Below are 16,056 nucleotides of genomic sequence, written 5' to 3'. Positions count from 1 at the left end.
TTCAGCCCCCGGAGACAGGCAAATCGACGACATGGGCAAGGATCGAGACCAGCACCACCGCAAAGGCCAGCGCATCAAAACGATCCAGAACCCCACCATGACCGGGGATCAGGGACGAGCTGTCCTTGACGCCCGCGCGCCGCTTGATCGCGCTTTCGGCGATATCGCCCAGCTGACCGGCAAAGGCGATCAGCGGCGAAATCCAGATCAGCGCCGCGCCGCCAAGCCCCGCCGCATGAAAGGCCCAGCCCACGCAGGCCGCGCCGATCCAGCCTGCGACCGTGCCGCTCCAGGTCTTTTTCGGGCTGACGCGCGGCCAGAACTTCGGCCCGCCCAGCAGACGCCCGGCGAAATAGCCCATAACATCCGAAGCCACGACCAGCGCCACGATCCAGAGAATCGTCGTGGCCCCGCCCATTTCGCGCAAGAGGATCAGGCCAAAGCCCGTGACCATCACCACCACCGCATAGGCGGCAAAGACCACGCGGTCCGCGCGCGGCCGCAACTGGCCAAGGATTGACGGCACCAGCAGCAGAAGCGTGGGCAAGGCCCCCGGCAGCAGCAGGATCATCACCAGCACCGCCGCCGCCACCGCCGCCAGCGCCTCGGCCGGGGCCGATCCGGGCCGCGCGGTCATGCGCGCCAGTTCCCAGATCATCAGCGCCGTGACGAGGATCACCAGCGCCCGGAAGCCCAGTCCCCCGGCCCAAATCGCCAAGGTGCCCAGGCCCAGCATCACCACCCCGGACAAAAGCCGGGGGATCAGATCATTCCAGGTGCGGCTCATGCGCCAACCACCCCGCCAAAGCGACGCTCGCGGTTGCCAAAGCGCGCCACGATCCGGCCCAGTTCGGCAGGCGTGAAATCGGGCCAGAGCGTTTCGGTGAATTCATATTCGGCATAGGCCGCCTGCCACGGCAGGAAGTTCGAGGTCCGCGTCTCGCCCGAAGTGCGGATCACCAGATCCGGGTCGGGCAGATCGGCGGTATCCAGGTGCTGCGCGATCAGCTGATCGGTGACCTGTTCGGGCTTCACCAGCCCCTGCGCCACGGCGCGGGCAATGTCGCGCGTGGCGCGCACGATTTCATCCCGGCCACCATAGTTGATGGCAATCGTAAAGTTCAGCCGGTTATAGGCGGCAGTACGCGCCTCGATCCCGGCCATGAGCTTTTGCAGCTTGGGGTCCAGCCGCGACCGATCGCCGATAAAGCGCATCCGCACGGATTCGGCTGCAAGACGATCAGCCTCGCGTTCGATGTAGCGCGCGAAGATGGCCATCAGGCCCAGCACCTCTTCGGTAGACCGTTTCCAGTTTTCCGTGGAAAAGGCATAGACGGTCAGCCAGCGAATACCGAGATCGGGCGCCGCGCGCACGATCTCTTTCACCCGTTCGGCGCCCTTGCGGTGGCCCACAAGCCGCGGCCAGCCGCGATTTGTGGCCCAGCGGCCGTTGCCATCCATGATGATGGCCACATGCTCCACCTTTTTGCCGGAACCGGCGGGGGCAGAGGTTGATCGCGTGTCGCTGGCGGCCAAGTGCTGCCCCTTCGCGGCTGATGGGATCGGATGCAGGCCGTCAGACCTGCATGATTTCCTGCTGTTTGGTTTCCAGGGCCTTGTCGACCATGGCGATATGCTTGTCGGTCAGGTCCTGCACCTCTTCCGACCACATCTTCTGATCGTCTTCCGACATGCCGGCGGCCTTGGCCTTCTTGATCTGGTCCATGCCGTCACGGCGCACGTTGCGGATGGCCACCTTGCAGCTTTCGGCATAGCCCGCGGCGACCTTGGCCAGTTCCTTGCGGCGCTGTTCGTTCAGTTCCGGGATCGGCAGGCGGATCAGCGGGCCGTCGGTCACCGGGTTGATGCCCAGACCGCTTTCACGAATGGCCTTTTCGACCTTGTTGATCATGCCCTTGTCCCAGACGTTGATCACGACCATGCGCGGCTCGGGCACGTTGACGGTGCCAAGCTGGTTGATCGGCGTCATCTGGCCATAGGCTTCCACCTGGATCGGGTCCAGGATCTGGGCCGAGGCGCGGCCCGTCCGCAGCGAGGCGAATTCCATCTTCAGCGCGTTCATGGCGCCGTCCATACGGCGCTGGATGGCATCGAGGTCGATCTCGAGATCGTCAGGCATGGCTAGTCCTCATGGGTTCGGCGCGGCGCTCTGTCCCGCTTCTATAGCAGGGGCCGCCGCGCATGGGTATAGGGGGATGCAAGGCCGGGGCCCGCCGTGCGCGAGCCCTTGCCACAGCGGCCGAAGGTCAGCCCTGAACAGTGGTATAGGTGCCCTCACCGGCGAGGATGGTGCGGAAACCGCCGGGTTCATCCAGCGAGAAGACGATGATCGGCAGATCATTGTCGCGCGCCAGCGCAATGGCCGAAGCATCCATCACGCCCAGATGCTTGGCCAGACATTCGTCATAGCTCACATGCTCATACCGTTTGGCATCGGCGAATTTCTTCGGGTCCTTGTCATAGACGCCGTCCACCTTGGTGCCCTTGAAGATCGCCTCGCAGGCCATTTCATTTGCGCGCAGCGTGGCTGCGGTGTCGGTGGTGAAATAGGGGTTGCCGGTGCCCGCGGCAAAGATGCAGACGCGCTTCTTTTCAAGGTGGCGGACGGCGCGACGGCGGATATAGGGTTCGCAGACCTGATCCATCGGGATGGCGCTGATCACGCGGGTAAAGACGCCGAGGCTTTCCAGCGCCGACTGCATGGCCAGCGCGTTCATCACGGTCGCAAGCATCCCCATGTAATCGGCGGTGGTGCGTTCCATGCCCTGTGCTGATCCGGCCAGACCGCGGAAGATATTGCCCCCGCCGATCACCATGCAGATCTCGACGCCAAGGTCGCGCACCGATTTCACCTCTTGCGCGATGCGCTGCACTGTCGGCGGATGCAGGCCGTAGCCCTGATCCCCCATCAGGGCCTCCCCCGAGATTTTCAGCATCACACGGCTGTATTTCACGGGTTTCGGCGCGGTGTCGGAGGTCATGGGGGCGGTCCCTATAGTCGTTTGCGGAAATTCGGATGTGACTTGGCTTTCGTCGCGCTGCAAAATGTCGGAAAACGCGCCGAGGTTCAACGGGGAAGCGCGAAAGCGCACGCAGCTTTCCGCGACAGACTCGGGCGATGGACGGATCAGGATGAAGATGACGGCCTTTGACAGCGTGATGACCGGGCTTGCCCCCGAAACGCCGGTGCTGATCGCGGGGCCGACAGCTTCGGGTAAATCGGCGCTGGCGCTGCAGACCGCCGAGGCGCAGGGCGGCGTGATCGTGAATGCCGATGCGCTGCAGGTTTACGGCTGCTGGCGCCTGCTGACCGCCCGGCCGGATGCAAGCGAAGAGGCACGGGCGCCCCATCGGCTTTATGGCCATGTCGGGCGGGATCAGCCCTATTCCGTCGGCCATTGGCTGCGCGAAGTGGCGGCGATCCTCGCCGAAGGCGCCCGCCCGATCATCGTCGGCGGCACCGGCCTTTACTTCATGGCCCTGACGGAAGGTCTGGCCGAAATCCCCGCCATCCCGCCGGACGTGCGCGCCGAGGGCGATGCGCTGCGCCTGTCCGACCCCGCGCGGATGGTGGCAATGCTGGATCCGGCCACTGCCGCCAAGACCGATCTGGCCAATCTCGCCCGCGTCCAGCGCGCGTGGGAGGTGCTGCGCGCAACCGGCCGCGGCCTTGCGGCCTGGCAGGCACAGACGCCGCCGCCGCTCTTGCCGCCTGCCCGCTGCCGCAAGGTGGTGCTGCGCCCCGATGTCGATTGGCTGAACGCGCGAATCGACCGGCGCTTCGATCTGATGATGGCGGCGGGTGCGCTGGAGGAAGCGCGGGCCGAGCTTCCGACCTGGGATCCTGCCCGCCCCTCGGCCCGCGCCATCGGCGCGCCCGAGCTGATCGCCCATCTGCAGGGCCAGATGTCGTTGTCCGAGGCCGTGGCAGCCGCTAAACTTGCCTCGCGCCAATATGCGAAACGGCAGCGGACGTGGTTCCGGTCACGCATGGGCGACTGGCTGGCGCCGCCCCTGCCCTAAGGTGTGAAGACCGTCCTCTATCTGTCTGACTTGCAACAATTTCCGGAAATCGCGGCTTTGCTGCGTCAAGGCGATCTTTTCGCTTGGGACTTGGGGCCGCGCGGGTTTATCTGAGGCTCGCGTGCGAGTGACCTGTTGCCTGTACCCCCATGTCAGCGCGTCGGACCAATGATAATGCAAGAACTGAGCAGCCCATCCCCCCTTCGTCTGGTGGCGATCCCCCGTCTGGCCGCCGGTGGCCGCTGGCGGGTTGAGGCCATGCGCGCCTATTCCGAACCCTGCCTGCTATGGTTCACCAAGGGTCAGGGGCGCATCACGGTGGCCGGGCTGACGCGGGGCTATACTGCCCATAACGCGATCTTCATCCCCGCGGGCGTCATGCACGGGTTTGAGGTCGGGCCGCAGGTCTTTGGCACCGCCGTCTTCTTCGGGCGCGATTGCAATGTGATCCTGCCGAAAGACCCCCATCACCTGCGGATCCGCGAAACCTTTGTCGCGCAGGAACTGAATGTGACGCTTGATGCCATCCTTCGCGAGCTGAACTCCGACAGCCCCGCCAGCGACCGGGCGGCGCAAGCGCATCTGGGGCTGCTGGGTGTCTGGCTGGAACGCCAGATCGCCAAGGCCGCCCCGGACCAACCGAAACCCGATGCCGCCAAACGCCTTGTGGCGCGCTATACCACGCTGCTGGAACAGGAATTCCGGTCCGGCATGGGGGTTGCGGACTTCGCGGCCAAGCTGGATGTCACCCCCACCCATCTGACGCGCTGCTGCAAACAGGCCTGCGGGCGCCCTGCCTCGGCCCTGCTGCATGACCGCCTGATCTTTGAGGCCCGCCGCCTGCTGAGCGAGACGGACCTGCCGGTCAATATGATCGCCGATAGTCTGGGCTTCACCTCGCCCGCCTATTTCACGCGGGCCTTCAACCATCTGGTTGGCAAGTCACCCACCGCCTTCCGGCGTGGGGCCTAGGCCGACACCTCAACCCGAATATGGGGATAGCGCGCGGCAAGGCGCTGTGCCCATGCCTCAGGCGGCGGTGGCACCACCTCTGCGTCAAACCAGGGCAGCACCTGCCGCCGTTCATCAAAAAGACGCAAGGCATCCGGGCCTTCGCGGTCATTGCGGATGTCGATCCGACGGATCCGGACGGGGGCAATGCGCCCACCCAATCCGCTGCGCACGGCACTGCGGTTCTGCCACCAGATCAGATCACCGGTTTCAGCGTCGATCCGGCACCCCCGGCGCGGATTGTCGATCAGCTGCCACAGCCCGCCCAGCAGTGCCAGCGCCCCTAGACCGCGCGCGAGCCACACCAACCAAGGTGCGCAGTCGCCCGACGGGCTGCAATTCGTGGCCGGGGCAATGCTGAAGCCCGCCACAACAAAGCCCGCGCCGACCAAGACCAAAAGCCAGACACGCGGGTCGCGACGTGCGGTGCATTCGTGGTCAAGATCGTTCATGCCCCGATCCTTGCCGCACAAGATGACAAAAAGATGACGCGCGCCCGATAGCTCTGGACGCGCGACAGGATCAATCCTTGCGGCCGTCGATATGCTTGCGGAGGCGCGACGGGGTGCGGAACTTGTTCGCGTTCTTGTAAGGGTTCTTGTCCCCCTGCCCGCGGAAAGTCACGCGGATCGGCGTGCCGGGCATGTCAAAGTGATCGCGCAGCCCGTTCACCAGATAGCGGCGATAGCTTTCGGGCATCAGATCGGGGTGGCTGCACATGGCGACAAAGCCCGGCGGACGGGTTTTCACCTGCGTCATGTAACGCAGCTTGATGCGCTTGCCGCTGGGGGCCGGCGGCGGGTGCGCCTCAGTCATGGCGCCCAGCCAGCTGTTCAGGCGCGCGGTGGTGATGCGGCGGTTCCACACATCATGGGCGCGCAGGATGGCCCCGTGCAGACGGTCAAGCCCGCGGCCGGTCTTGGCCGAGACAGTCACCAGCGGCGCGCCGCGCAGCTGCGGCAGAAGCCGCTCGAACATCTCTTTCAGCTCGGCCAGCTTTTCCTGCTTGTCGCCTTCCAGATCCCATTTGTTCACCGCCACCACAACGGCGCGGCCCTCGGTTTCCGCAAAGTCGGCGATCCGCAGATCCTGCTGTTCGAAGGGGATGTCCACGTCCAGCAGCACGACCACCACCTCGGCAAAGCGCACGGCGCGCAGGCCATCGGCCACCGAAAGCTTTTCTAGCTTGTCGTTGATCCGCGCCTTTTTCCGCATCCCGGCGGTGTCGAAAATCCGCGTGGGCGTGCCGAACCAGTTGGTGCGGACCGAAATCGCGTCGCGGGTGATCCCGGCTTCGGGGCCGGTGAGCAGACGGTCCTCGCCGATGATCTTGTTGATCAGCGTCGATTTCCCGGCATTCGGACGGCCGATCACCGCAATCTGCAGCGGGCGGCGTTCGGTGGGCTTGTGCGCGTCCTCATCGGCCTCGGTCTCGGCCTCTTCTTCAGACACATCGACGTCGACAATGGGCGCGTCCAGCGCCGCGCGTTCCTCGAACTCGGCCCCGATGGGGCGCAGGATGTGATAGAGGTCATCCATCCCCTCGCCGTGTTCGGCGGACATACGGACGGGTTCCCCGAGCCCGAGGCTCCAGGCCTCGATCGCGCCACCGTCACCGGCCTTGCCCTCGGCCTTGTTCACGCCGAGGATCACGCGGGCATTCTTGCGGCGCAGGATATCGGCGAAAACCTCATCGGACGGGGTCACGCCCACACGGCCATCTATCAGGAACAGGCAGACATCGGCCATTTCCACCGCGCGCTCTGTCAGGCGGCGCATCCGGCCCTGAAGGCTGTCATCGGTCACCTCTTCCAGACCGGCGGTGTCGATCACCGTGAAGCGCAGGTCATAGAGCTTTGCATCGCCCTCGCGCAGGTCGCGCGTCACGCCCGGTTGGTCATCGACCAGCGCAAGCTTTTTGCCGACGAGGCGGTTGAAGAGCGTCGATTTGCCGACATTCGGGCGGCCGACAATGGCGAGTGTAAAGGTCATCGATGCTCTCCAGGGGCCGTCACATCAGGTCAAGCTGTTGCCGATACACCGGATCACGCCTAACGGAAAGCGTGAAGTTGCCCATTGGCACCGACAACGAAAAGCATTCCCCCCGCAAGCGCGGGTTGGGTGGCCGCGCCGCCGGGGATCGGGGCGGTGGCGACCATCGCGCCGTCAAGGGGCGAAAAGAAGCGCAGCAGCCCATCGCCCGAGGCAACCGCAATGCGCCCGCCTGCCAGCACCGGCCCGTAATGCGCGGTGATCGACTTTTGCTTCTTGGCTTTGGCGGTGTCGAAATAGGGCATGTCGGCGCGCCAAATCACGGCCCCGCTGGCGGCATCGAGCCGCACCAGCTGCGCCTGATCATTCACCAGAAAGACCGAGTCCCCCACCGGAAGCACCGGGCCAAGTGCGCCCTCTTCGGCCATCCACAGCGTCTCGCCGGTATCCGAGATCGCATAGGTGCGGCCCGCGGCATTGCCCGCATAGATCGTGCTGCCCGCCACCACCGGGTCGCCGGTAATGTCGGAAATCAGGCCATAGGCCCGCCCCAGACGCTTGCCCACGATATCGGCCTGCCAGCTTTCCGTGCCACCCGCCTTCATCACCGCGCGCAGGTCGCCCGAAACGGTCGGCAGCAGCACCAGACGGTCGGTCACGGCCGGGGCCGAGGACCCGACCATGCCCGTGGTCCCCACGGTTCCGGTGATCTGCCAGCGCACCTTGCCATCGGCCACGTCCACGGCCCAGGCCCCGCTGTCACGCCCGACGACATAGACCGTATCGCCATCCACCGCAGGCGCACCCGAGACGGAGGAGCCGAGATCCTGCCGCCAAAGCACGCCCCCGGTCTTGGGGTCGACGGCGATCAGCTCACCATAGCCGGTCGAAACAAACAGCCGCCCGGCCCCGACGGCCAGCCCGCCCCCCGAAACCTCGGACGGGCGGTCGCCCACGGGGGTCAAATCGGTCCCCCAGAGCGCGGCACCATTCAGGCCCGTCGCATGCAGACCCATGCCCGCATCCAGCGTGAAGATCCGGCCATCCGCCACCACAGGCGCGGCCGAAATCCGGTTGCGCCGGGTGGACGCCGCGCCGATATCGGCGCTCCAGACACGTTGGGGGGCGGCGCTCAGCGTGCCATGGGGCGGCAGGTGGCGCACATTGCCCCCGCGCTGCGGCCAGTCGGCATTGGCCACCGCAGCCGGAAGGCTGATGGGACGCGCCTCATTCTTCTGGACAGCCAGCGGGTCGGTCGGACTTGGCCGTTCGGTCGTGGCAAGGCTGGCATCCAGCGGGGTGCGCGTCCCGAAGCGTTCACCGGGCAGGATCACCTCTTTTTCACAGGCGGCCAGCAGCGCCAGCAGCGCCATGAAAGAGATAGCGGATTTCATCTGCGGCACGACAGCTCTCCGTTTGCTGCGGGATCGGACGGGCGGCGCGGGGTCAACCCTGCGCGGCCTCGCCCCCCAGCGCCACAATCATCTGCTGGGCACGGTTACGCAACCCCCCGGTGGCTTCCTGATCCTGCGTCAGGGCCTGCAAGGCGGAAATCGCCTCTGGGGTCTTGCCCTCTTCGATCAGCAGATAGGCCAGCTGTTCGGCGGCCAGCACGCGGAAGCTGCGGCCCGGCTGGGCCAGCGGCTCCAGCGCGGCGCGGCGGTCGGCCAGCGGCAGATCGCGGCCCTGCACACCGATGCGGCGCAGAACGGCCAGATCGCGCCAGACCTGCGGCAGCGTGGCGTCGGCTTCGATCCGGTTCAGCGCCTCGAGCGTGGCCGTCGCGTCCTCGGCCGGGTCAGAGGCGATCAACAGATTGAGGACGGCAGCTTTTTCGCCCGTCGCCTGGACCTGCGCCAGTGCGGCGCGCCGATCCTCGGGGGTTGAGGCATCGGTTGCCATCATCAGCGCGTCGCCAAAGGCGCGCGCCTCGGCCTCGGCCTGCGATTTCTGCCATTCGGTCCAGGCCGTGCCCCCCACGATGCCCAGCACGGCAAGGATGCCGATCCAGCCATATTTGCGGAACGTGGCGAACAGCTTGTCGCGGCGCACCTCTTCGGTGACCTCGTCAATGAAGCTTTCGGGGTTGCTCAAAGCGTCTCTCCCATTCTTTCCCCCGTCTTACACGCAAGGCAAAGCCCTTGCCAAGCCCGCACCGCCCCCTGCAACCGGCGCGAAAGTGGCGCGGTTTTGCCCATCATTCTTCACAATTCTGAAGGATTGATACCGAAACGCAGACAAAGGCCACCCCCCGATGGACTATTACACCCTGCTCTATATGTCGCTTTTCGTTCTGCTGTTCGGCAATGAGCTGGATTGGTTCACAAGTTCGGGTTCCAATTCCGACGATGGCGCTGATGACCCGCTTTATGATCGGAACGCCTACAGCGACCGGATCGACGGAACGACAGGCGCTGATGACCTGTCCGCAGACGCGGCCGAAAATCTGGCATGGTTCCTCGATGCGGGGAATGACACCCTCTCAGGCTCGATCGGCAATGATTTCGCGGATGGCGGGGCGGGTGATGACAATCTCCACATGCTCAGCGGCAGTGACATCGTGCGCGCCGGAGACGGGAACGACACCGTCGATGCCGGCGTGGGCTTTGATACCGTGCTGGGCGGCACGGGGGATGACAGCCTTGTCGGCAATGGCGGGATGGATGTTCTGTCGGGTGAAAACGGCAATGATACCGTCGCGGGCGGCAGCGGGGCCGATATGATCAGCGGGGGGGACGGTGACGACCTTCTGGCGGGCATGTCGCCCGAGCAAAGTTTCGTGGATGACGGCGCCCTGGACGGGTTTGACACGCTGGACGGCGGCGCGGGAAATGACACATTGATGCTGGGCCACGGAGATCGCGGCACCGGCGGGGCGGGCGATGACGATTTCGTGCTGGACCAGCGCGATGACAGCAGCGCCGTCACAAGTGTCGTCGATTTTGGCGTGGGTGACAGCGTGGCCCTGTTCTATACCCCCACCTTCGGCAGCGACGGGGCCGAGATCGCGCCGGAAATCTCGGTTTCCCCCAGCGAGGATGGGCTTGCCGGGCAGATCAGCTTCAACGGTCAGGTCGTGGCCCATGTCACCGGCGGCCAGAACCTGACCGCTGATGACATCAGCCTGATCGCTGATCCGGGTCGCTGACGCCGGGGGCAAAGCTCAGGCGGCTTCGCTTTCGTCCTCGGCCTCCGAGGCCTGCAGCGCCCACATCGCAGCATATTTGCCGCCACGGGCCAGCAGCTCGTCATGGGTGCCTTCCTCGATGATGCGACCGGCCTCCAGCACGACGATGCGGTCGGCATGGGCGATGGTCGACAGGCGGTGCGCGATGGTGATGACCGTTCGCCCCTGCCCCATTTCCCGCAGGCTTTGCTGGATGTCGCTTTCCGTCTGCGTATCCAGCGCCGAGGTCGCCTCATCCAGGAGCAGGATCGGCGGGTTCTTCAGCAGCGTGCGCGCAATGCCCACGCGCTGCTTTTCACCGCCCGAGAGTTTCAGCCCGCGCTCGCCCACCGTGGTGCGATAGCCGTCGGGCAGCGACAGGATGAAATCGTGGATCTTGGCCGCCCGCGCCGCGGCCTCGACCTCGGCCTGCGAGGCTTCGGGGCGGCCATAGGCGATGTTGTAATAGATCGTGTCGTTGAACAGCACGGTATCCTGCGGCACCACCCCGATCTGGGCATGGAGGCTGTCCTGCGTGATGGTGCGGATATCCTGACCGTCGATCTGCACCGCCCCGCCCGTCACATCATAGAAGCGGAACAAGAGCCGCCCCACCGTCGATTTCCCCGACCCCGACGGCCCGACCAGCGCCACCGTCTGCCCCGCCGGCACATCAAGCGTAATGCCCTTGAGGATCGGCCGTTCCGCATCATACGCAAACCGCACGTCGTCAAACCGCACATGGCCACCGGTCACGCGCAGAGCGGGCGCGCCAGGGGCATCGGTGATTTCGGCAGGTTGCGACAGCAGGCCGAACATCTGCCCCATATCGACCAGCGCCTGCCGGATTTCCCGATAGACCGTGCCAAGGAAGTTCAGCGGCATGGTGATCTGGATCATATAGGCGTTGACCATGACGAAATCGCCCACCGTCAGCCGCCCCGCCTGCACGCCCATCGCCGCCATGACCATGACGATGACAAGCCCGGTGGTGATGATGCAGGCCTGCCCCGCGTTCAGAAAACTCAGCGACTGGCCGGTCTTGACGGCGGCGGCTTCATAGCCCTCCATCGCGCGGTCATAGCGCGCGGCCTCGCGCCGGGCGGCGCCAAAGTAGCGGACGGTTTCAAAGTTCAGCAGGCTGTCGATCGCCTTCTGGTTGGCATCGGTATCCTGATCGTTCATCTTGCGGCGGATCGCCACGCGCCATTCCGTGACCTTGAAGGTGAAGGCCACATAGATGGTGATGGTGACGACCACGACCGCCATATACTCCCACCCGAACATCACGGCGAAAATGGCCGAAACCATGGCCAGTTCCAGGATCAGCGGCCCGATGGAAAACAGCATGAAGCGCAGAAGGAAATCGACGCCCTTCACCCCGCGCTCGATGATCCGGCTCAGCCCCCCGGTCTTGCGCGTGATGTGATAGCGCAGCGACAGGCGGTGGATATGGGTGAAGGTTTCCAGCGCCAGCTTCCGCAGCGCCCGCTGCCCGACCTTGACGAAGATCGCATCACGCAATTCGCCAAAGGCCACCGCGCCGAGCCGTGCCAGACCATAGGCCAGCGTCAATGCCACGGCCGTCAGCCCCATGAGCATCGCCCCCGAGGGCGCATCCCCCGCCAGCTTGTCCACCGCCGCCTTGTAAAAGAACGGCGTCGCCACCGAGACGACCTTTGCCAGACCCAGCATGACCAGCGCCAGAACGACGCGGCGTTTCACCCAGGCTTCGTCCTTGGGCCAGAGATAGGGCAAGACCCGGCGGATCGTCTCGATCCCCGGGGTGGAGGGCGTGTCGGCATCGGCCGAAGTCAGATTGTCGGAGGGGCGGCGCATCGAGAGGCTTCCTTGGCCTACCCCGTTGATCCGGGGGCGGCACTGGGTTACAGAGGATCAATTCAACGTTTCACGAGTAGTTGAAAGATGGAGCGAAGTAAAGTCCTCATGGCCCTTGCGGCGCTGGCGCATGAATCCCGGCTGGATCTGGTGCGCCTGCTGGTGCCGCTGGGCGAAGATGGGCTGAATGCGGGCGATATTGCCCGGGCGCTGGGGCTTTCGGCCTCGCGGCTGTCATTTCATCTGTCGGCGCTGGAACAGGCCGGGCTGATCCGGTCGCGGCGGGTATCGCGCCATGTGATCTATAGCGCCGATCTGGCCGGGATCGGCGGCACCCTGTCCTACCTGCTGGCGGACTGCTGCATGGACCACCCCGAGGTGCTGGCCTGCTGCGGCAGTGCGGCCCGCGCCGCCCTGCATAGCGTGGCAACCGGCACAGCAGGGACCGGGCAGCCCCACCCGGACGGGCAGGGCTGACAACGCTTATTCGGGAATGGTGAAGACCTGCCCCGGATAGATCAGATCGGGGTCGCGGATCTGATCCTTGTTGGCCTCAAAGACCTTCACGTAAAGGATGCCGTCCCCGAAGCTCTCGCGCGCGATGCGCCAGAGGGTAAAGCCCGGCTGCACGGTCACGGTCAGTGCGGGATCGGCTGCAGGCGCCGCTGCCGCTACAGGCGCCGCTTCGGGTGCGGTCGGCGTGGGCGCGGCAGGCTTGCGCGCCACGGGCACGCCCTCCGCCGCGCGCGGTTTCATCGCAGCGGCCAGCGCCTCGGGCGTTTCGCGCTGGAACGGGGTTTCAAACCGCGCCGTGACCTTGCCTTCGGCATTCGTCTGGTCCGCACGCAGGGTATAGATCCCCGGCACGATCCCGCGCAGGACGGCGGTCCAGCCGCCGCTGCCCGCCACGGTCGCATCCGCCACGGGCGTATTGTCGAGATAGAGCCGCACCGTCGACGCCGGATCCCCGCGCCCCGAAAGCTGCACCGCGCCATCCGGCGTATAGGTGATCGCGGCGATCGAGACATTGCCCGGCGCCACTGCCGCGCCTTGCAGCACTTGCGCCCCGTCTTCCGTTACCAGAAGGGCCGTGGGCGGCACGGTCGCAACGGTGGTTTCCGGTTCGGGCGCAGCCGCAGGCTTTTCCGGCTCGGTCAGGGTGGCCCCGGTGGGCGCCAGCGCGACCGAGGCCGCCGCAGGCACCTCGGGATCACCGAGCATCACCAGCGACAGCATCCGCGGCTTGTCCGACGGCGGCAGCGTGAACATCGACACGAAGGCGCCATTTGCATCGGCGGTACTGCGCGCCACCTCATCCCCATCGACGCGCAAGGCCAGTTCGGCCCCCGCCATGGCGCGCCCCGCGACCACCGCTTCGCCGACGGGCGTCACGCGCACGGTATCAAAGCTGGGCGCCACACTTGCCGGGCTTTCGGCGGCCGCGGGCGCCGCGGCCCCGGGCATTGCCGCCGGCGCAGGGGCGGCCGCTGTGGTCGCGGCATCCGCCCCCGTCGCCTCTGTCCCCGCCGCCGCGGTCTCGGCGGCGGGTGCCACCAGCTCAGGGCGCTGTGCATACCACAAAATTCCAACCACTGCCGCAACGGCGACGGCAGCCCCGGCAGCGACAGCTGCCCCTCCGAACGGTTTCCCCTCGGCCATTCTATCCCCTTCCGCGCGCTCTTGTCCGGCGCTGCTTTCCATCCCAGAGGAACCCCGATACATCTGGAAACGCAACACCTTTTGCGAGGACTCGATGTCGAAGCTGCGCTCTGTCTGTGTCTTTTGCGGCGCACGCCCCGGTGCGCGCCCCTCCTATACCGAAGCGGCGCGTGCCACGGGCCGGCTTTTGGCCGCCGAAGGCTGGCGTCTGGTCTTTGGCGCGGGCGATGTGGGGCTGATGGGCGAGGTCGCGCGCAGCGCGCAGGCCGCAGGCGCCGCGACCATGGGGGTGATCCCCACGCATCTCATGGCGATGGAGGTCGGCAAACGCGATCTGACGCAGCTGGTGATCACCGAGGACATGCATGAACGCAAGAAGGTGATGTTCATGAATTCCGACGCCATCGTCGTGCTGCCCGGTGGGGCCGGGTCGCTGGACGAGTTTTTCGAGGTGCTGACCTGGGCGCAGATCGGCCTGCACAAGAAGCCGATTTTCCTTCTGGATACCGAAGGGTATTGGCAGCCGTTGATCGGGCTTTTGCAGCATGTGGTGGCCGAGGGCTTTGCCTCGGCCAGCCTGCTGGATCAGTTCACCACGATTTCCGATGTCGAAGGGCTGCGCGCGGCTTTGCGTGCCGCCCTGTCCTGACGCAGCGCCTCAAGGCTGTAGATCACGAGCCCCGCCCAGATCAGGCCAAAGGCCACGGCGTGCCAATGGGTGAAGGGTTCGGCGAAAATCAGTGTCGCAACAATGAATTGCAGTGTGGGGTTGAGGTATTGGATCAATCCCACCGTCGCCAGCCGCACCCGCGCGGTGGCATAGGTAAAGATGATCAGCGGCCCCGCGGTCAGCACACCCGAAAAGACCAGCAGCGCCGCCGTCAGGGGGGAATCGAAGAAATGCCCGCCGGGGCGGCCGAATTCGACGACCCGGCCTGTGGCTGTCAGCCAGATCCACAAAAGCGCAAGCGGCGTCAGCACCAGCACCTCGGCCGTAACAGAGGGCACCGGCGCCGCCCCCAGCCGCTTTTTCACCAACCCATAGGTGCCGAAGCTGCCCGCAATGGCCAGCGCTACCCAGGGCGCCACGCCAAGCCCGATCGTCAGCACCAGCACCGCCCCTGCCGCCAGCAGCACCGCCACCCCCTGCCCGCGCGTCAGCCGCTCGCCCAAGGAAAAGACGCCCAGCAACACGGCCACCAGCGGGAAGATGTAATAGCCCATGGCCGCCTCGACCGCATGGCCCGCCTGAACCGAGAAGATGAACAGAAACCAGTTGGCCGAGATCATCACCGCCGCCAGCGCCACCAGCAAAAGCCGCCGCCCCGTCAGCAGACCGCGCAGGGTACCCAGCCTGCCCTGCGCCGCAAGCAGCCCCGAGAACAGCACCGCCGACCACAGCGTGCGGTGGCTCAGGACCTCGATCGGGGGAACATGGGCCAGAAGCTTGTAGTAAAGCCCCGAGGCGCCCCAGATCACGCAGACCCCCACCATGGCCAGCACGCCCTTGCCTGTCTCGGTCATCTTGTCCCCCTTGTGCCGCGTCTTTCTGGCGCAGCCCGCGGGCGGCGAAAAGCCCCCGCAGGCAGAAAGACGAAGGGCCTGACGGATTTCTCCGTCAGGCCCCCGCAGATCCGGTCGAAGTGCCGGATTACAGTTTCGCGGCAACCGCTTCCCAGTTGACCAGCTTGTCGAGGAAATTGGTCAGATAGGCCGGGCGCTTGTTGCGGAAATCGATGTAGTAGGAGTGTTCCCACACGTCGCAGCCCAGCAGCGCGGTCTGGTTGAAGCAGAGCGGGTTCACGCCGTTTTCGGTCTTGGTGATCTTCAGCGCGCCATCGGCGTCCTTGACCAGCCAGGCCCAGCCCGAACCGAACTGACCGGCACCGGCAGCGGCGAAATCTTCCTTGAACTTGGCGACCGAACCGAAAGCCTCGACCAGCGCCTTTTCCAGGTCGCCCGGCATCTTCTTGTCTTCGCCCGGACCCATCACTTCCCAGAACAGGTTGTGGTTCCAGTGCTGCGAGGCATTGTTGAAAATGCCATTCTGCGCCACGGCGCCCGCCTGATAGGTGCCTTTGACGATCTCTTCGAGCGATTTCGATTCCCACTCGGTCCCGGCGATCAGCTTGTTGCCGTTGTCGACATAGGCCTTGTGGTGCAGGTCATGGTGATATTCGAGCGTCTCTTTCGACATGCCGAGCGACGCCAGCGCGTCATGGGCATAGGGCAGATCGGGAAGGGTAAAGGCCATGGGGACTCTCCTGTTCGAAATGTTGCGTTGGGCCCAATAAGAGGCCGCGGGGCGCCAAGGTCAAGGGGCGGCAGGGAAATCTTGCCGTTTC

The 16,056-nt window shown here is 65.5% G+C and carries 17 protein-coding genes; 5 read left to right on the top strand and 12 right to left on the bottom strand.

What is annotated here, in order from left to right:
* Position 1: 1 nt before the first annotated feature.
* From IE101_RS01340 to pyrH, 4 genes are all read right to left on the bottom strand, one after another.
* Positions 2–787, bottom strand: a complete 786-nt coding sequence (locus IE101_RS01340) for a phosphatidate cytidylyltransferase (RefSeq protein ID WP_189632004.1) — start codon at positions 785–787, stop codon at positions 2–4.
* Positions 784–1,461 carry a polyprenyl diphosphate synthase gene (uppS, locus tag IE101_RS01335; protein ID WP_189632708.1) on the bottom strand — a complete coding sequence of 226 codons (678 nt, stop codon included), beginning with the start codon at positions 1,459–1,461 and terminating at the stop codon, positions 784–786. Before uppS ends, IE101_RS01340 begins: the two co-directional genes overlap by 4 nt.
* 115 nt (positions 1,462–1,576) lie before the next feature.
* Positions 1,577–2,140, bottom strand: a complete 564-nt coding sequence (gene frr / locus IE101_RS01330; protein WP_189632003.1) for a ribosome recycling factor — start codon at positions 2,138–2,140, stop codon at positions 1,577–1,579.
* Positions 2,141–2,267: 127 nt separating this feature from the next.
* A complete protein-coding gene (pyrH, locus tag IE101_RS01325) occupies positions 2,268–3,002 on the bottom strand; it encodes a UMP kinase (RefSeq protein ID WP_189632002.1) in 735 nt (244 codons plus the stop codon).
* Between the two features lie 157 nt (positions 3,003–3,159).
* On the opposite strand from pyrH, the gene miaA reads away from it, so the two are divergent.
* Together miaA and IE101_RS01315 are read left to right on the top strand one after the other, a co-directional pair.
* On the top strand, positions 3,160–4,044 hold the full coding sequence (gene miaA / locus IE101_RS01320; RefSeq protein WP_189632707.1) for a tRNA (adenosine(37)-N6)-dimethylallyltransferase MiaA: 885 nt from the start codon (positions 3,160–3,162) through the stop codon (positions 4,042–4,044).
* Between the two features lie 174 nt (positions 4,045–4,218).
* Positions 4,219–5,016, top strand: coding sequence for a helix-turn-helix domain-containing protein (locus IE101_RS01315; protein WP_189632001.1), 798 nt, complete (start codon positions 4,219–4,221; stop codon positions 5,014–5,016).
* Here the strand turns inward: IE101_RS01315 and IE101_RS01310 are convergent.
* From IE101_RS01310 to IE101_RS01295, 4 genes are all read right to left on the bottom strand, one after another.
* Positions 5,013–5,507, bottom strand: a complete 495-nt coding sequence (locus IE101_RS01310) for a hypothetical protein (RefSeq protein WP_189632000.1) — start codon at positions 5,505–5,507, stop codon at positions 5,013–5,015. The genes IE101_RS01315 and IE101_RS01310 overlap by 4 nt on opposite strands.
* A gap of 70 nt (positions 5,508–5,577) precedes the next feature.
* Positions 5,578–7,047 carry a ribosome biogenesis GTPase Der gene (der, locus tag IE101_RS01305; protein WP_189631999.1) on the bottom strand — a complete coding sequence of 490 codons (1,470 nt, stop codon included), beginning with the start codon at positions 7,045–7,047 and terminating at the stop codon, positions 5,578–5,580.
* 59 nt (positions 7,048–7,106) lie between these two features.
* Complete coding sequence (locus IE101_RS01300) at positions 7,107–8,441, bottom strand: outer membrane protein assembly factor BamB family protein (protein ID WP_189632706.1); 1,335 nt, start codon at positions 8,439–8,441, stop codon at positions 7,107–7,109.
* Between the two features lie 52 nt (positions 8,442–8,493).
* Positions 8,494–9,141: a tetratricopeptide repeat protein gene (locus IE101_RS01295; RefSeq protein WP_189631998.1), complete on the bottom strand. Its 648-nt coding sequence runs from the start codon at positions 9,139–9,141 to the stop codon at positions 8,494–8,496.
* Between the two features lie 160 nt (positions 9,142–9,301).
* On the opposite strand from IE101_RS01295, the gene IE101_RS01290 reads away from it, so the two are divergent.
* Entirely contained in the window at positions 9,302–10,195 is an 894-nt protein-coding gene (locus tag IE101_RS01290; protein WP_189631997.1) for a calcium-binding protein, read from the top strand.
* 15 nt (positions 10,196–10,210) lie between these two features.
* Here the strand turns inward: IE101_RS01290 and IE101_RS01285 are convergent, their stop codons facing one another.
* Complete coding sequence (locus IE101_RS01285; protein WP_189631996.1) at positions 10,211–12,052, bottom strand: ABCB family ABC transporter ATP-binding protein/permease; 1,842 nt, start codon at positions 12,050–12,052, stop codon at positions 10,211–10,213.
* Between the two features lie 87 nt (positions 12,053–12,139).
* Between IE101_RS01285 and IE101_RS01280 the strand changes: the two genes are divergently transcribed.
* Positions 12,140–12,529 carry an ArsR/SmtB family transcription factor gene (locus IE101_RS01280; RefSeq protein WP_189631995.1) on the top strand — a complete coding sequence of 130 codons (390 nt, stop codon included), beginning with the start codon at positions 12,140–12,142 and terminating at the stop codon, positions 12,527–12,529.
* 6 nt (positions 12,530–12,535) lie between these two features.
* Here IE101_RS01280 and IE101_RS01275 read toward each other — a convergent pair whose 3' ends face one another.
* Positions 12,536–13,711, bottom strand: coding sequence for a LysM peptidoglycan-binding domain-containing protein (locus IE101_RS01275; protein ID WP_189631994.1), 1,176 nt, complete (start codon positions 13,709–13,711; stop codon positions 12,536–12,538).
* Positions 13,712–13,805: 94 nt separating this feature from the next.
* Here IE101_RS01275 and IE101_RS01270 point away from each other — a divergent pair, with 94 nt between their 5' ends.
* Complete coding sequence (locus IE101_RS01270) at positions 13,806–14,360, top strand: LOG family protein (RefSeq protein WP_189631993.1); 555 nt, start codon at positions 13,806–13,808, stop codon at positions 14,358–14,360.
* Here the strand turns inward: IE101_RS01270 and rarD are convergent.
* Together rarD and IE101_RS01260 are read right to left on the bottom strand one after the other, a co-directional pair.
* The gene (rarD, locus tag IE101_RS01265; protein ID WP_189631992.1) at positions 14,297–15,235 is read right to left on the bottom strand and encodes an EamA family transporter RarD; all 939 of its coding nucleotides are present in this window, start codon (positions 15,233–15,235) and stop codon (positions 14,297–14,299) included. The two genes, IE101_RS01270 and rarD, sit on opposite strands and share 64 nt — an antisense overlap.
* A gap of 127 nt (positions 15,236–15,362) precedes the next feature.
* On the bottom strand, positions 15,363–15,965 hold the full coding sequence (locus IE101_RS01260) for a superoxide dismutase (protein WP_189631991.1): 603 nt from the start codon (positions 15,963–15,965) through the stop codon (positions 15,363–15,365).
* Positions 15,966–16,056 lie beyond the last annotated feature (91 nt).

The sequence above is a fragment of the Gemmobacter lanyuensis genome, assembly GCF_014652355.1.
GTDB lineage: Bacteria > Pseudomonadota > Alphaproteobacteria > Rhodobacterales > Rhodobacteraceae > Gemmobacter > Gemmobacter lanyuensis.
The sequence above is the reverse complement of the archived record's forward strand: the minus strand, read 5'-3'. Positions and strand labels throughout refer to the sequence as shown.

Bases quoted from the DNA above. Each gene is read 5' to 3' on its own strand.
- IE101_RS01260 (WP_189631991.1), bottom strand. From the start codon at position 15,965: ATGGCCTTTACCCTTCCCGATCTGCCCTATGCCCATGACGCGCTGGCG.
- IE101_RS01285 (WP_189631996.1), bottom strand. From the start codon at position 12,052: ATGCGCCGCCCCTCCGACAATCTGACTTCGGCCGATGCCGACACGCCC.
- IE101_RS01315 (WP_189632001.1), top strand. From the start codon at position 4,219: ATGCAAGAACTGAGCAGCCCATCCCCCCTTCGTCTGGTGGCGATCCCC.
- miaA (WP_189632707.1), top strand. From the start codon at position 3,160: ATGACGGCCTTTGACAGCGTGATGACCGGGCTTGCCCCCGAAACGCCG.
- uppS (WP_189632708.1), bottom strand. From the start codon at position 1,461: ATGGATGGCAACGGCCGCTGGGCCACAAATCGCGGCTGGCCGCGGCTT.
- IE101_RS01340 (WP_189632004.1), bottom strand. From the start codon at position 787: ATGAGCCGCACCTGGAATGATCTGATCCCCCGGCTTTTGTCCGGGGTG.
- IE101_RS01275 (WP_189631994.1), bottom strand. From the start codon at position 13,711: ATGGCCGAGGGGAAACCGTTCGGAGGGGCAGCTGTCGCTGCCGGGGCT.
- frr (WP_189632003.1), bottom strand. From the start codon at position 2,140: ATGCCTGACGATCTCGAGATCGACCTCGATGCCATCCAGCGCCGTATG.
- IE101_RS01270 (WP_189631993.1), top strand. From the start codon at position 13,806: ATGTCGAAGCTGCGCTCTGTCTGTGTCTTTTGCGGCGCACGCCCCGGT.
- pyrH (WP_189632002.1), bottom strand. From the start codon at position 3,002: ATGACCTCCGACACCGCGCCGAAACCCGTGAAATACAGCCGTGTGATG.
- IE101_RS01300 (WP_189632706.1), bottom strand. From the start codon at position 8,441: ATGAAATCCGCTATCTCTTTCATGGCGCTGCTGGCGCTGCTGGCCGCC.
- IE101_RS01280 (WP_189631995.1), top strand. From the start codon at position 12,140: ATGGAGCGAAGTAAAGTCCTCATGGCCCTTGCGGCGCTGGCGCATGAA.
- der (WP_189631999.1), bottom strand. From the start codon at position 7,047: ATGACCTTTACACTCGCCATTGTCGGCCGCCCGAATGTCGGCAAATCG.
- IE101_RS01290 (WP_189631997.1), top strand. From the start codon at position 9,302: ATGGACTATTACACCCTGCTCTATATGTCGCTTTTCGTTCTGCTGTTC.
- IE101_RS01310 (WP_189632000.1), bottom strand. From the start codon at position 5,507: ATGAACGATCTTGACCACGAATGCACCGCACGTCGCGACCCGCGTGTC.
- rarD (WP_189631992.1), bottom strand. From the start codon at position 15,235: ATGACCGAGACAGGCAAGGGCGTGCTGGCCATGGTGGGGGTCTGCGTG.